The sequence below is a fragment of the Leclercia sp. LSNIH3 genome, from assembly GCF_002935105.1.
In the GTDB taxonomy this organism is placed as follows: Bacteria; Pseudomonadota; Gammaproteobacteria; order Enterobacterales; family Enterobacteriaceae; genus Enterobacter; species Enterobacter adecarboxylatus.
In genome coordinates this window covers 329,975-344,237 of the sequence record NZ_CP026387.1, presented here as the reverse complement: position 1 = coordinate 344,237, position 14,263 = coordinate 329,975, and the positions used below count along the sequence as shown (strand labels likewise).

The 14,263-nt window shown below is 55.3% G+C and carries 15 protein-coding genes and 2 tRNA genes; 5 read left to right on the top strand and 12 right to left on the bottom strand.

What is annotated here, in order from left to right; translation table 11 throughout:
* Position 1: 1 nt before the first annotated feature.
* The 3 genes from C3F35_RS01690 to mdtK all read right to left on the bottom strand — a co-directional run bounded on the left by C3F35_RS01690 (position 2) and on the right by mdtK (position 1,691).
* Positions 2 to 78 (bottom strand) — tRNA-Val (locus C3F35_RS01690).
* Positions 79 to 89: 11 nt separating this feature from the next.
* A tRNA-Val gene (locus C3F35_RS01685) sits at positions 90 to 166 on the bottom strand.
* A gap of 151 nt (positions 167 to 317) precedes the next feature.
* The gene (gene mdtK / locus C3F35_RS01680) at positions 318 to 1,691 is read right to left on the bottom strand and encodes an MdtK family multidrug efflux MATE transporter (protein ID WP_032617830.1); all 1,374 of its coding nucleotides are present in this window, start codon (positions 1,689 to 1,691) and stop codon (positions 318 to 320) included.
* Between the two features lie 221 nt (positions 1,692 to 1,912).
* On the opposite strand from mdtK, the gene C3F35_RS01675 reads away from it, so the two are divergent.
* Positions 1,913 to 2,557 carry a riboflavin synthase gene (locus C3F35_RS01675; protein ID WP_032617799.1) on the top strand — a complete coding sequence of 215 codons (645 nt, stop codon included), beginning with the start codon at positions 1,913 to 1,915 and terminating at the stop codon, positions 2,555 to 2,557.
* A 33-nt stretch (positions 2,558 to 2,590) separates the two neighbouring features.
* Here C3F35_RS01675 and cfa read toward each other — a convergent pair whose 3' ends face one another.
* A complete protein-coding gene (gene cfa / locus C3F35_RS01670) occupies positions 2,591 to 3,739 on the bottom strand; it encodes a cyclopropane fatty acyl phospholipid synthase (protein WP_059308118.1) in 1,149 nt (382 codons plus the stop codon).
* A gap of 276 nt (positions 3,740 to 4,015) precedes the next feature.
* Complete coding sequence (gene punC, locus C3F35_RS01665; RefSeq protein WP_059308117.1) at positions 4,016 to 5,212, bottom strand: purine nucleoside transporter PunC; 1,197 nt, start codon at positions 5,210 to 5,212, stop codon at positions 4,016 to 4,018.
* 115 nt (positions 5,213 to 5,327) lie between these two features.
* Between punC and punR the strand changes: the two genes are divergently transcribed.
* A complete protein-coding gene (gene punR, locus C3F35_RS01660; RefSeq protein ID WP_032617803.1) occupies positions 5,328 to 6,260 on the top strand; it encodes a DNA-binding transcriptional activator PunR in 933 nt (310 codons plus the stop codon).
* Here punR and purR read toward each other — a convergent pair.
* Complete coding sequence (gene purR / locus C3F35_RS01655) at positions 6,257 to 7,282, bottom strand: HTH-type transcriptional repressor PurR (protein ID WP_032617804.1); 1,026 nt, start codon at positions 7,280 to 7,282, stop codon at positions 6,257 to 6,259. The genes punR and purR overlap by 4 nt on opposite strands.
* A 295-nt stretch (positions 7,283 to 7,577) precedes the next feature.
* Here purR and cydH point away from each other — a divergent pair, with 295 nt between their 5' ends.
* Together cydH and C3F35_RS01640 are read left to right on the top strand one after the other, a co-directional pair.
* Positions 7,578 to 7,667 carry a cytochrome bd-I oxidase subunit CydH gene (cydH, locus tag C3F35_RS01645; RefSeq protein ID WP_032617805.1) on the top strand — a complete coding sequence of 30 codons (90 nt, stop codon included), beginning with the start codon at positions 7,578 to 7,580 and terminating at the stop codon, positions 7,665 to 7,667.
* Positions 7,668 to 7,831: 164 nt separating this feature from the next.
* Positions 7,832 to 8,998: an MFS transporter gene (locus C3F35_RS01640; protein WP_103793190.1), complete on the top strand. Its 1,167-nt coding sequence runs from the start codon at positions 7,832 to 7,834 to the stop codon at positions 8,996 to 8,998.
* A gap of 38 nt (positions 8,999 to 9,036) precedes the next feature.
* Here C3F35_RS01640 and sodB read toward each other — a convergent pair whose 3' ends face one another.
* Together sodB and C3F35_RS01630 are read right to left on the bottom strand one after the other, a co-directional pair.
* Complete coding sequence (sodB, locus tag C3F35_RS01635; RefSeq protein ID WP_032617808.1) at positions 9,037 to 9,618, bottom strand: superoxide dismutase [Fe]; 582 nt, start codon at positions 9,616 to 9,618, stop codon at positions 9,037 to 9,039.
* A 122-nt stretch (positions 9,619 to 9,740) separates the two neighbouring features.
* Positions 9,741 to 10,544, bottom strand: a complete 804-nt coding sequence (locus tag C3F35_RS01630; protein ID WP_032617809.1) for a C40 family peptidase — start codon at positions 10,542 to 10,544, stop codon at positions 9,741 to 9,743.
* Between the two features lie 337 nt (positions 10,545 to 10,881).
* Between C3F35_RS01630 and grxD the strand changes: the two genes are divergently transcribed.
* On the top strand, positions 10,882 to 11,229 hold the full coding sequence (grxD, locus tag C3F35_RS01625; RefSeq protein ID WP_032617810.1) for a monothiol glutaredoxin 4: 348 nt from the start codon (positions 10,882 to 10,884) through the stop codon (positions 11,227 to 11,229).
* Positions 11,230 to 11,274: 45 nt separating this feature from the next.
* Here the strand turns inward: grxD and rnt are convergent, their stop codons facing one another.
* The 4 genes from rnt to C3F35_RS01605 all read right to left on the bottom strand — a co-directional run bounded on the left by rnt (position 11,275) and on the right by C3F35_RS01605 (position 14,263).
* The gene (rnt, locus tag C3F35_RS01620) at positions 11,275 to 11,925 is read right to left on the bottom strand and encodes a ribonuclease T (RefSeq protein WP_032617811.1); all 651 of its coding nucleotides are present in this window, start codon (positions 11,923 to 11,925) and stop codon (positions 11,275 to 11,277) included.
* A gap of 96 nt (positions 11,926 to 12,021) precedes the next feature.
* Positions 12,022 to 12,429 (bottom strand): lactoylglutathione lyase, encoded by a 408-nt coding sequence (gene gloA, locus C3F35_RS01615; protein ID WP_032617812.1) that lies wholly within the window; start codon positions 12,427 to 12,429, stop codon positions 12,022 to 12,024.
* A gap of 83 nt (positions 12,430 to 12,512) precedes the next feature.
* Complete coding sequence (locus tag C3F35_RS01610) at positions 12,513 to 13,610, bottom strand: alkene reductase (RefSeq protein WP_077226656.1); 1,098 nt, start codon at positions 13,608 to 13,610, stop codon at positions 12,513 to 12,515.
* Positions 13,611 to 13,663: 53 nt separating this feature from the next.
* The gene (locus tag C3F35_RS01605; RefSeq protein ID WP_059308115.1) at positions 13,664 to 14,263 is read right to left on the bottom strand and encodes a TetR/AcrR family transcriptional regulator; all 600 of its coding nucleotides are present in this window, start codon (positions 14,261 to 14,263) and stop codon (positions 13,664 to 13,666) included.

Sequence of the window (14,263 nt, the reverse complement as noted above, 5' to 3'; positions counted from 1 at the left end):
ATGGTGCGTCCGAGTGGACTCGAACCACCGACCCCCACCATGTCAAGGTGGTGCTCTAACCAACTGAGCTACGGACGCACTGTAGAGAATGGTGCGTTCAATTGGACTCGAACCAACGACCCCCACCATGTCAAGGTGGTGCTCTAACCAACTGAGCTATGAACGCATTGTTGTGTGTGACAACGGGGACGAATATTAGCGGCAGTGCGGGCATCAGGCAAGAGGAAAACTGCAAATTTCTTCGCGATTTCACGCGATTGCTTCATTCCCGCGCAAAATGCGGAGAAAGTAGCCGCCCGCAGGCGGCTACTGCGCAATTAGCGTGCAGCGCGTTGCAAAATCACGCTCGATGGCTGGCGTTGCAGGAAACGCATGCGCAGCATCATCATGATCGCGGCTGAGGTTAAGCCGATAATAAAGCCCATCCAGAAGCCGGCAGGACCCATCCGATCCACCACCAGGTCGGTGAGGGCGAGAATATAACCGCTCGGCAGCCCCAGCACCCAGTAAGCGATAAAGGTGATAAAGAAGATCGAGCGAGTATCTTTATAGCCACGCAGCACCCCGCTGCCGATGACCTGGATGGAATCAGAGATCTGATACACCGCTGCCAGCAGCATCAGCTGGGAGGCGAGGAGCACCACTTCCGGGTTGTCGTTATAGAGCAGGGCGATCTGTTCGCGTAACGCGACCGTGAACAGCGCGGTGCAGACTGCCATGCACACCCCGACGCCAATCCCGGTGCGTGCCGCGGTTTGCGCATCCAGGGTCGACCCCTGACCAAGGCGATACCCCACGCGAATGGTTACGGAGGCTGCGAGCGACAGTGGCAGAACGAACATCAGCGAACTGAAGTTAAGGGCGATCTGGTGGCCAGCCACATCCACGATCCCCAGCGGAGAAACCAGCAGCGCAACCACCGCGAACAGCGTCACTTCGAAGAACAACGCCAGCGCGATAGGCAGGCCCAGTTGCACCAGACGTTTAACCACCGCCATGTCCGGCTTGCTGAAGCCAGCTTCATAGCGAATATCGCGCATTGACCGGGCACGTTTCACGTACGACAACATGCTCAGGAACATCACCCAGTAAACCGCCGCTGTCGCTACGCCGCAGCCAACACCGCCCAGCTCAGGCATGCCGAAATGACCATAAATAAAGACATAGTTCACCGGAATATTCACTAACAGCCCGATGAATCCCATTACCATGCCCGGTTTGGTCTTTGCCAGACCTTCGCACTGGTTACGCGCCACCTGGAAGAATAAATAACCTGGCGTCCCCCAGAGCAGGGCGCGCAAATAACCGACGGCTTTATCGGCCAGGGCCGGATCAATATTGCGCATGGCGTGAATAATATAGCCCGCGTTCCACAGGACGATCATGATCAGCACTGAGACAAAACCGGCCAGCCAGAAGCCCTGGCGGATCTGGTGGGCGATACGCTCCCGGCGCCCGGAGCCGTTGAGCTGCGCAATAGTCGGGGTCAGGGCCAGCAGCAGACCGTGACCGAATAAAATTGCCGGCAGCCAGATAGAGGTGCCAATGGCTACCGCGGCCATATCGGTGGCGCTGTAGCCGCCCGCCATAACGGTATCGACGAATCCCATTGCGGTTTGGGCAATTTGCGCGAGTATTACCGGGATCGCCAGAGCTAATAACTGACGCGCTTCAATGAAGTACTTCTGCACGTAAACACCTTTGATATTGTTGTTATTTGAGATAAAAAAAGCCGCTGCGAAAAACAGCAAGAAGAAATGCGGGGAATTCCAGCTATTGTAGCGGGGATGCGCCAATTATCTAGTGAAAAAATCGCCAGAAAAGGTGGGGTACTGGCAACCTCTATTTTCAACTGTTATTGTGGTGCGATAAAACGGTGTCATCACCGAAGGAACAAACAGGAGTCGTAAGCATGTTTACTGGTATTGTGCAGGGCACCGCGAAACTGGTGTCCATTGATGAAAAACCCAACTTCCGAACCCATGTTGTGGCCCTGCCGGATGAGATGCTTGATGGGCTGGAGACGGGAGCATCGGTTGCACACAACGGTTGTTGCCTGACGGTCACCGAAATTAACGGAAACCTGATCAGTTTCGATTTAATGAAAGAAACGCTGCGCATCACCAATCTGGGCGAGCTGGCTGAGGGTGATATTGTTAACGTTGAGCGCGCGGCGAAATTCAGCGATGAAATCGGCGGTCATTTAATGTCGGGCCATATTATGACCACGGCAGAAATCGCCAAAATCCTGACCTCGGAAAATAACCGCCAGATCTGGTTTAAAGTTCAGGATCCGTCCTTAATGAAATACATCCTCTATAAAGGATTTATTGGCGTGGACGGTATCAGCCTGACGGTGGGTGAAGTAACACCAACCCGTTTCTGCGTACACCTGATCCCGGAGACGCTGCAGCGCACCACCCTTGGGAATAAAAAGCTGGGCCATCGGGTTAACATTGAAATCGATCCGCAAACCCAGGCGGTGGTCGATACCGTTGAACGCGTGCTGGCGGCCAAAGAGGCCGCAGCCATCCAACAGACGCTCAACGACGCGTAATAAAAAACACCCCGGCTTGCCGGGGTGTTTTGTTTAGCGAGCCACCCGCAGGCCGTGCTCCACGCCGCGGCTGAATACCACTTGCCACAGATGAATATCGCGGGCGCGAAACGCCCCGGCACAAGCATTCAGATAATAGCTGAACATCCGTTTAAATCGTTCGGAATAGTTGTCTGCGATCTCCGGCCAGGCGGCGAGGAAACGTTCATGCCATGCCATCAACGTCGTATCGTAGTCAGCGCCAAAATTATGCCAGTCCTCCATCACAAAATGGGGTTCACTGGCATTTGCAATCTGGCGAACAGAAGGTAAACAGCCATTCGGAAAGATGTATTTATCGATCCACGGGTCAACGCGATGATCGGTTTTCTGTGAACCTATGGTGTGCAACAGAAACAGACCATCCGGCTTCAGGTTATGGTCCACGACTTCGAAATAGGTGCGGTAGTTCTTTGGTCCGACATGTTCGAACATCCCCACGGAGACGATACGATCAAACTGATCGCGCAGGTCGCGGTAATCCTGCAGCAGAATGGTGACATCCAGACCGGCACAGCGCGCCTGCGCCAGACGTTGCTGCTCCGCTGAAATGGTCACGCCCACCACGCTAACGCCGTAATGTTTAGCCATAAACTCAGCCAGACCACCCCAGCCGCAGCCGATATCCAGCACCCGCATGCCGGGTTTAAGCTGCAATTTTTCGCAGATAAGACGGAGTTTATCCTGCTGCGCCTGTTCAAGGGTGGTCGCCTCTTTCCAGTAACCGCAGGAGTATTGCATAGTGGGGTCGAGCATCCGGCTGAACAGGTCATTACCCAGATCGTAATGCTCTTTACCGACGATCCAGGCGCGTTTTTTACTTTGCAGGTTGAACAGGCGAGCAGTGGCGATCCGAAGCGTATCCTTCAGGTGGCTGGGCAGTTGCGTTTCCAGGCCAGCGCGTAAGACGTTATGGAAAAAAATATCCAGCCGCTCGCACTCCCACCAGCCGTCCATGTAGCTCTCGCCAAGACCCAGCGAGCCTTGCTTCAGGACGCGTTTAAAAAAATCCGGGTGTTTAACCTGTAGATCGGAGGATGCCGGGCCGTTGATGGTGATACCTGCGCGGCTCAGCAATTCATTGACTATACGGAACCAGTCATCGTTCCGTATGCTGACTTCTTCTATACACGATGAACTCATAGCTTCTCCATCACCTGATGTAATCAGAATCCATAAACAGCGTAGATGCTCTTTATGGAGAGTGATAAATCTCACGGGAACCGTGAGGCTAATATCCGACGTAGAACAGAGGAAGGGAGGGGACCCTTGCCGAAAGGCCATCCATGGAGAAACGGGAGCACTCCGGCTCCCGTTAATACATAATATTTTAGTATTTATCAGAACGCTTCAGTCAGTATAGGACTGATATCGCACTGATTCAACAGGGTATCGTTAGCAAGCTAACGGCTTATTTTGTTATACCCGGGTCGATTCAGCTTGCAGACTATTATCCTGCTGATCAGCACGCACATACTGCATCCGATAGCCAAGCGCCGCCAGCACCACGGTTGCCACCATCACGCTGGTGGTGGTCAGCAGTGGGGTGGCAATCAGCCACGACACCAGCAGACTCGCCAGGAAGCAGAGGCCGAGCTGTAACGTGTTTTGCAGGGCAGCGGCACTGCCCGTCGCCTGTGGGAAAGGACGCAGTGCCTGCGCCACCACAATCGGGTAGATTGCACCGTTCGCCACCGCCATCAGGCAGAAGGGGATCAGCAGCTCTGCCAGGCTCGCGCCCGGAATAAACCCAACCGCCCAGGTGCCGATTACGCTAAGGGCAAACAGACCCAGCAGCCACGGCAGCATCTGATGCCCCTGCCATTTTTGCAGCGCGGCGCGACAGCCATAGCCACCAATCAGGAACGCAATAGTCTGCGGCACATAGCTCAGGCCAATCACCGCCGGGCTGTAGCCCATGTCGCTAAGAATAAACGGCGAGCCGGTCAGCCAGGCGAAGAAGCTCGCTGAGCAGGCGGCGTAAATCAGCACGTTCCCGCGGTAGGTGCGCGAACGTAACAGCGATAAAAAGGTTACGCGTTCTTTGGGTTGCTCATTTTTGACCGTCGCTGGCTTCAGGCTTAAGGCCGGGATCATCAGTACCAAAGTGATCACAAACAGCACGGCGAAAATTGCCTGCCAGCTAAAGTGGGCGAGGATCCAGCTACCGAGCAGCGGTGCCAGGGCCGGAGAAAGCCCGACCAGCGGCATGATGGTGGCGAAGATACGGTTGGTGCGCGACGCCGGGTAATAATCGGTGACCAGTGCCTGCCAGGTGACCGCCGCAGCGCAGACGCCTACCGCCTGGATAAAGCGCAGCACCAGCAGCCAGGTCGCATCGCGAACCCACAGCATGCCGAGGCAGCCGAGGGCGAAAATGGCTAAGCCCGCCAGAAGTACCGGCTTACGTCCGAAGCGGTCGGACATCGGTCCCCACAGCAACTGGGCAAAGGCAAACCCGGCCAGAAACAGGCTCAGGCTGGCGCTGATCGCAGCCGCAGGGGTTTGCAGATCCGCCTGCATAATCGAGAAGGCAGGCAGATACATATCGGTGGCAAGAAAGCCCAGCACGCTTAAGCCGCCGAGCCAGACTAAAAATCCTTTCCCGGGTTTCACTGTTTTATTTTCCTTATGGGCGCAGGTTGTCATTGCCGCAAAGTGTAGGGAGTGCAAACAGGCTTGTGAAACGCTAATATTTGGCGGTTGCGTTCAAAAATTTTGCAGGCAGAAAATGTGGTCAGAATATTCTCTTGAAGTGGTGGATGCGGTCTCGCGTAACGGCAGTTTCAGCGGTGCTGCGCAGGAGTTGCATCGCGTACCTTCAGCCATCAGCTATACCGTGCGTCAACTGGAGGAGTGGCTGGCAGTGCCGCTGTTTGAGCGTCGCCATCGCGATGTGGTTCTCACCCCGGCCGGGCTGTGGTTTCTGAAAGAGGGGCGGTCTGTTATCAAAAAAATGCAGATCACCCGCGAACAGTGTCAGCAGATCGCCAATGGCTGGCGGGGGCATATCTCTATTGCGGTGGACAACATTGTTCGTCCCGAGCGCACCCGCCAGATGATTGTCGATTTTTACCGCCACTTTTCTGACGTTGAGCTGCGGGTTTCTCAGGAGGTCTTCAACGGCGTCTGGGATGCGCTGGCAGACGGCAGGGTTGAGATGGCGATAGGTGCCACGCAGGCGATCCCGGTAGGTGGCCGCTATGCGTTCCGCGATATGGGAATGCTGAGCTGGTGCTGCGTGGTGGCCAGCCATCATCCTCTGGCTGCTCTGGACGGGCCGATCAGCGACGATATTCTGCGCAACTGGCCGTCGCTGGTACGAGAAGATACCTCCCGCTCACTGCCGAAACGGATCACCTGGCTGCTTGATAACCAGCGGCGAATTGTCGCGCCGGACTGGGAATCGTCCGCCACATGCCTCTCGGCAGGATTGTGCGTGGGCATGGTGCCGGTTCATTTTGCCCGCCCGCAAATAGCCAGCGGGAAATGGGTAGAGCTGGCGCTGGAGAATCCCTTCCCGGATGCGGCGTGCTGCCTGACCTGGCAACAAAACGATATGTCACCGGCCCTGGAATGGCTGCTGGATTATCTGGGAGACAGTGAAACGATGAACAGGGAGTGGCTGCGGGAGCCAGAGGTGCTGGCTCCCGGAGAAGATTAACGGCGATAGTCGCGGAACGGACCATCCGCAACGGAACGGCGTTCAATCAGGCGCGGATGCACTTCAATTGACTGGGACTCTTCGCGCTTGTTGACGATACGGTCCAGCAGCATGTTGAAGGCGGTCTCCCCCAGCGAATCTTTTGGCTGGTGGATGGTGGTCAACGCCGGGGTAAAGAAGCGCGCGTTGCGCACGTTATCATACCCGATCAGCGAAACGTCCTGCGGGACGCGCAGGCCCATCTCATCGGCGGCACAGAGCGCACCCATGGCCATAATATCCCCGCCACAGAAGATGGCAGTAGGGCGCGGGCTTTGGGAGAGGATCTGCTGCATTGCGCGGTAGCCGGACTCCGGTTCAAAGTCGCCCTGCACGATCCAGCTCTCTGGCACGGTAATCAACGCTTCTTCCATGGCTTTCATAAAGCCCGCCAGACGGCCGGCACCGGTGTTGCGCTCCAGCGCGCCCGGGATCACGCCGATTTCGCGGTGACCGCGTTCGATGAGGTAACGACCGGCCATGTAGCCGCCTTCAAAGGCGTTATCGATCACCGAGTCGGTGAAGTCGGCCTTCGCTTCGCCCCAGTCCATCACCACCATAGGAATATTGCGATACTCTTCCAGCATAGACAGCAGCGATTCTGGGTATTCGGAACACATCACCAGCAGACCATCGACGCGCTTTTGCGCCATCATCGACAGATAAGCCCGCTGTTTTTCGAGGCTGTTCCACGCGTTGCCGAGGATAAGGGTGTAGCCTTTCTGGAAGCAGTTCTTCTCTACCGCTTCAATGATTTCTGCGAAATAGGGCGCTTCGCTGCTGGTCGCCAGCAGGCCGATCGATTTCGTGTGATTGACCTTCAGACTGCGGGCCACGGCGCTAGGTGAGTAATGCAGCTCTTTAATGGCCGCCCAGACATTATTTCGGGTCTCTTCCGCGACAAAGCGGGTTTTGTTAATAACATGTGATACGGTTGTAGTGGAAACGTTTGCGCGTTTCGCCACGTCTTTAATTGTTGCCATCAGATGTCACTCCAGACCATATCTAAGCTCCTGAAAAACCGGTAGGTAAACGTTTGCCTTCACTCGCCCTAATTGCGCAATTTGAATTGCGGTACGCCGGGAAAACGACACAGGACGTCAGGAGGGGGTCAATGGCCGGTACGCTAATAAATTTAGCGTGGAATTTTGTCTTATCTTGGCCAAAAGGGGAAGAGCAAAAAACGATATCAATCTAAATCCAGCAAGATTTTTACCCTGAACTGTGTAAAAATGAGCAGGCTCACTCTTCATAGGGTGATTAAAAGGAGAAAAATTGATGAGTACCGATCTTAAGTTTTCGCTGATTACCACCATTATTGTTCTGAGTCTGATTGTCGCCAGCGGTCTGGTTGCGGCACTGCACTGATTGATGCGGGAGAGGCAGCTCTCCCTCGTTCCTTTACGCTGATTGTTACGCGCCCTGCAAAAATCTTTTGCTAAATTGTTAACTTCTCATTTTTTGTGATTGATGTCATGCTTTCGCCTTCATTGTTCTGTGTCGCCCGACGACACGGTGTCTGGAGTTGAAGTATGAGAATCAATTTTCCGCTGCTGGCCCTTGCCATCGGTGCCTTTGGTATTGGTACCACCGAATTTTCGCCGATGGGTCTGCTGCCGGTTATCGCCCGAGGGGTAGATGTTTCTATTCCCGCGGCAGGTATGCTGATCAGCGCCTATGCCATCGGGGTGATGGTGGGGGCACCGCTGATGACGCTGCTGCTGTCGCATCGGGGCCGCCGTAACGCCCTGATCTTCCTGATGGCGATCTTTACTGTCGGCAACGTGCTGTCGGCGCTCTCCCCGGACTACACCACCCTGATGCTGTCACGTATTCTGACCAGCCTGAACCATGGCGCATTCTTTGGCCTCGGATCGGTGGTGGCAGCCAGCGTGGTGCCAAAGCATAAGCAGGCCAGCGCCGTAGCCACCATGTTTATGGGGCTGACCATCGCCAATATTGGCGGCGTGCCTGCCGCAACCTGGATGGGTGAGGCGATTGGCTGGCGCATGTCCTTCCTGGCCACCGCGCTGCTGGGCGTGGTGTCGATGATGGCGTTGTTCTTCTCTCTGCCTTCTGGCGGTGCGGGTGAAAAGCCGGAAGTGCGCAAAGAGCTGGCGGTCCTGCTGCGTCCACAGGTGTTATCAGCCCTGCTGACCACCGTCCTGGGTGCCGGTGCGATGTTCACTCTTTATACTTATATTGCCCCGGTGCTGCATGACCTCAATCAGGCGACGCCAGCCTTTATCACCGCCATGCTGGTGCTGGTTGGCGTCGGTTTTTCCCTCGGCAACTATCTGGGCGGCAGGCTGGCTGATAAGTCCGTAACCGGCACCCTGAAAGGCTTTTTACTGCTGCTTATCGTGATCATGGTGGCGATTCCGTGGCTGGCGCGGAATGAGGTGGGCGCGGCCGTGGCGATGGTGATATGGGGTATGGCGACCTTTGCGGTGGTCCCCCCGTTGCAGATGCGCGTTATGCGCGTAGCCAGCGATGCGCCAGGGTTATCTTCTTCGGTGAATATCGGTGCCTTTAACCTGGGGAATGCGCTGGGGGCGGCGGCCGGTGGGGCGGTTATTTCCAGCGGAATGGGTTACAGCTTCGTTCCGGTAATGGGGGCGATCATTGCCGGTCTGGGGCTTATTCTGGTCTTGGCCTCCGGGCGAAAACAACCTGAACCGGTTTGCGCGACCAAGTAAAAAAAATAACGCCGAAGGAGTTACCTTCGGCGTTTTGTTTATGCCGCGAAGTTCTTCGCAACAAACTCCCAGTTTACCAGCGCCCAGAAGTGCTCCAGGTAATTTGGGCGCGCATTACGGTAATCGATGTAATACGCATGTTCCCAGACGTCAACGGTCATCAGCGGGGTGGCGCTGGTGGTTAATGGCGTCCCGGCGTTGGAGGTGGAAACGATAGCCAGCTTGCCGTCCGCTTCTTTGACCAGCCAGGTCCAGCCTGCGCCAAAGTTCTTCACCGCCGCATCAGTAAACTTCGCTTTAAAATCCGCAAAGCTGCCGAATGCAGCAGTAATGGCTGCCGCCAGCTCGCCCGTTGGCTCGCCGCCTGCATTGGGTGCCAGGCAGTTCCAGTAGAAGGTGTGGTTCCACACCTGAGCGGCGTTGTTAAACACGCCGCCTTCGGAGGTGCGTACGATCTCTTCCAGGGTTTTCCCTTCGAATGCGGTGCCGCCGATCAGGTTGTTCAGGTTGGTGACATAGGTCTGGTGGTGTTTGCCGTAGTGATATTCCAGGGTCTCCGCCGAAATATGCGGGGCCAGGGCGTCTTTTGCATACGGTAATGCAGGTAATTCAAACGACATTGCTACTCTCCTTATTATAGTGATCCATTTAATAGCCATACTAAATGAAGGGATAGAGTAGCAAATTGAAAGGCCATGCAAAAGAGGAACTTACCCCGCCAGCGTACTGGCGGGGCAGGGGATTAACGGAGGGTGTTGGCCTTCATTACGCGACGCGCGCCGACGTAATGACGCTGCCAGTAGTCTTCGCTGAGGGAAGTAATCTGGATGTCCTGGCCGGTGCGTGGCGACTGAATAAATTTGCCATTGCCGACGTAGACGCCGACATGATCCGCCGTACCCCGACCCTGGGTGCGGAAGAACACCAGGTCACCGCTCTCCAGCTCACCGCGATCGACCGGTGAGGCGTCACGCAGGTGGTACATTTCGTTAGCGGTACGTGGAATGCGGAATTTAACCAGATCTTTATAGGCGTAATAAACCAGGCCGCTGCAGTCGAAGCCGGTACGCGGCGACGAGCCACCCCAGCGATAAGGTTTACCAATCTGGCCCATCAGTTTATTCATTGCCGTTTTCTGGGCTTTTTGCACCCGGACTTTATGCGCCTCGGCAAGGGTGGTCGTTTTACTGGTTTTCACGCAGTGCGTTTTGCGCCCTTTACGGGTGGTGCATTTTTCTGTCACAACGCGGGAGGCGGTTTGCGTGGTTCGGCTGGCACTGCGTGAGGAGGTTCGGCTTTTTTTGCTGGAATTTGTTGACTGCGTTTTAGCGAGGCTTTTTTTAGTGCTGCTTTTTTTACTGGTGCTCTCTTTTTTTGTGGTTTTGCTGGTACTGCTTTTTTTCTTGGGTTCGGTTGCTTTTGCCAGATGCGTTTTATGCGCGGCAGAAGGCCGCGCCTGCTCTGAGGCGTTAGCCATCGGTGTGCAGGTGAGAGACGTAAACAGCAAGGCACAGAGCGTGATCGAGAATGTATTTATTCGCGCCACTGGGCAATCCCCTGGTAATAGCAGGTTATAAATAAACCTGCGTATGATTTACAAAACTCGTCGATTCTAATCTATAAAAAGGCCCGACGTTAATAAACTTTTTGCATCTAAAACCACGTTTCGTTAGCTAGCGCAAAAATATCACTCTTTCACCTGGGCATTTTGTGTATTAGCTGAACAAAACCGCAGGTAATCGCGCGATAAGGTCGTTTCTGAATGCAACTTTAAGGGACGCGCGGTAAAATCATATAAGTGACAAAAATGTTATTTTCCGTTGTCGGTCTGAAACGCTACAATGTCAGACGATTGCCGTAACAGAAGTTTAAGGAAGCAAAACATGAGCACTACTATTGAAAAAATTCAGCAGCAGATTGCTGAAAACCCGATCCTGCTGTATATGAAAGGTTCTCCGAAACTGCCAAGCTGTGGTTTCTCCGCTCAGGCGGTCCAGGCGCTTTCTGCCTGTGGCGAGCGTTTTGCTTACGTTGATATTCTGCAGAACCCGGATATCCGCGCTGAGCTGCCAAAATACGCTAACTGGCCGACCTTCCCGCAGCTGTGGGTTGATGGCGAACTGGTAGGCGGCTGCGACATCCTGATTGAGATGTATCAACGCGGTGAACTGCAACAGCTGATCAAAGAGACAGCTGCGAAATACAAATCTGAAGAGCCAGGCGCCGAGTGATCCACCGGGCCAGGTAAATAAAAAGCGACCAGAAGGTCGCTTTTTTTATGCGTCGTTATCGGCTTCCGGCAGCGGCCAGCCACCGAGGCGTTTCCAGCGGTTTACGATTTCACAAAACAGTTCCGTTGTGCGCTCGGTATCGTAGAGGGCAGAGTGCGCCTGGGTACCGTCAAACTCAATGCCGGCAGTGATGCAGGCTTTCGACAGCACGGTTTGCCCCAGTGCCAGCCCGCTTAACGCGGCGGTATCGAAGGTCACAAACGGATGGAACGGGTTTCGCTTCAGTGAGGCGCGCTCCGCGGCGGCCATCATAAAGCTGTGATCGAAGGTTGCGTTGTGCGCCACCATAATCGCGCGGTTACAGTTCTGTTCTTTCATGCCCTTGCGCACCATTTTGAAAATGGCATGCAGCGCCTCATATTCACTGACCGCCCCGCGCAACGGGTTATGCGGGTCAATGCCGTTAAACGCCAGCGCCTCTGGCTGCAGGTTCGCCCCTTCAAAAGGTTCAACGTGAAAATGCAGCGTGGAGTCCGGCAACAAATCGCCCTGTTCATCCATTTTCAACGTGATGGCGGCAATTTCCAGTAGCGCATCGGTTTTGGCGTTAAATCCAGCGGTTTCGACATCAATGACTACAGGATAAAAACCACGAAAACGGTCGCACAGACCGGTAAGTTGAGCGTTATCGGACATCTGGATCTCTTACAAGGGGAAAAAAGCAGTGCGCATTATGGCAAATTTTGCAGTGAGATGCAGTAAAACAAAGGGCGCATGGCGCGCCCTCAAGGATCAGTTGCCCAGACCGCGGCCCGCGTCTTTGGCTTCGATCAGTTCGATTTTATAACCGTCTGGATCTTCGACAAAAGCGATCACCGTGGTGCCGCCTTTAACCGGACCCGCTTCGCGAGTCACGTTGCCGCCGTTGCTGCGGATACGCTCGCAAGCTTCTGCCGCGTTATCCACTTCCAGCGCGATATGACCGTAGGCGGTGCCCAGCTCGTACTGCTCAACACCCCAGTTATAGGTGAGTTCAATAACGGCTTCGTCGCTCTCCGGGCCATAACCGACAAACGCCAGGGAGTATTTGTACTCCGGGTTTTCGCTGGTACGCAGCAGGGTCATGCCCAGCACGTTAGTGTAGAACTCGATGGAACGTTGCAGATCGCCAACGCGCAGCATGGTGTGAAGTAGGCGCATATTATCCTCTTAGCTTTTTATCATCTTGAACAGAAACGATGTTTTAGTATAGCGGCGAAAGGTCGCCGCTATCAATGAAGGGATTATAAAGAAGGGTAGTCGGTATAACCTTCAGCGCCGCCGCCGTAGAAGCTCTCCGGGCGCTGCGGGTTCAGCTCGGCTTTGCGCTCCAGGCGCGCGACCAGGTCCGGGTTAGCGATATAGGCGCGGCCAAAGGCCACCGCATCAATCAGCCCTTTGTTGATCAGGTCTTCTGCTTTTTCTGGCGTATAAGCGCCTGCACCGATGATCACACCCGGGAACACGTCCCGCACTTTCTGGCGGAACGCGTCGGTGTAAGGCTCACCACCGGCCCAGTCAGGCTCGGACATGTGCAGGTACGCAATGCCGCGTTTAGCCAGCTCTTTAATCAGGTACAGTGCGTCGGCTTCTTCGTTCGGGCCGTTATCGACATTCTGGAAGGAACCGATTGGCGAGACGCGGATCCCGATGCGATCGGCGCTCCACTCTTTGGATACGGCATCAATCACTTCCAGCACCAGACGAGCGCGGTTCTCTACGCTGCCGCCGTACTGATCGGTACGCTGGTTAGAGGACGGAGACAGGAACTGGTGCAACAGATAGCCGTGGGCACCGTGCAGCTCAACCATGTCGAAACCAGCTTCACGGGCGTTGGCGACAGCCTGACGGAAATCGTTGACGATGCCCGGGATCTCGTCCAGCTCCAGCGCGCGCGGCGTGGTGGTGTCGACGCGAATGGCATGACCGTTTTCATCGCGCAGGGAGGTACGGGTTCCTGCGTTGAGGGCAGAGGCTGAAACCGGTGCCTGGCCGTCAGGCTGGATGCTGCTGTGAGAGATGCGGCCAGTGTGCCACAGCTGCACTGCGATGCGACCGCCTTCGGCATGCACGCCGTCGGTGATTTTCTTCCACGCTGCGATCTGCTCCGGGCTGTGCAGGCCAGGTGCGCCAGCATAGCCTTTGGCCTGGGCGGAGATCTGGGTAGCTTCCGAGATGATCAGACCCGCGCTGACGCGCTGGCGATAGTATTCGCCCATCAGCGGCGTCGGGATATCGCCCGGCTCAATGCTGCGCAGACGGGTAAGAGGCGCCATGAAGACACGGTTTGGTGCAACGATCGCGCCCACGTTAAGCGGGGTGAATAATTTTTCGGCTGACATAGTGGCTCCTGAGTAGACCGGTCGTCTAGTAAATCGTGAAATAAAAACGCCTGTTATGCACCAGGCGTCGCAATGATATTTTTAACATGGTCCAGCGCGCTCTCCAGCGGCAGCGCGCTGCGGGACATTTTGGCCTGCAGGTTAGCGCCCAGCCACAGGGAGTAGAGCACCTGCGCCTGGGTCAGCGGCTCACCGACGAAGGCCAGTGATTTTTCATCACGGCCTTTCGCCAGCGCCTGTGCCAGCAGGGTGATCACACCCGTGGCCCCTTTATCCATCGCGGTGCGCATATCTTCAGAGAGATCGCACACTTCGGCAGAAAGTTTCACCGTCAGACAGCCGCTGATAATGCCCTGGGCACAAAACTGGGTCAGCGTCTGCTGGTAATAAGCCAGAACACGATCGCGGTAATTGCCGTTGCCGCTGGCAAAGTGCGTGGCCAGTCGCTGGTGATAGCCCGCATAGTGGCGCTCCAGCAGTGCCACGCCAAACGCCTCTTTGGAGCGGAAGTAGTGATAAAACGACCCCTTCGGCACGTCAGCGGTTTTCAGCAGTTCGCTCAGCCCCATTCCGGTAAACCCGCGGTGCATACAAAGTTGCTCGCCGGTGGCCAGAAGGTGTTCGCGTGTATCGTGTTCAGTATGCTTATTCAT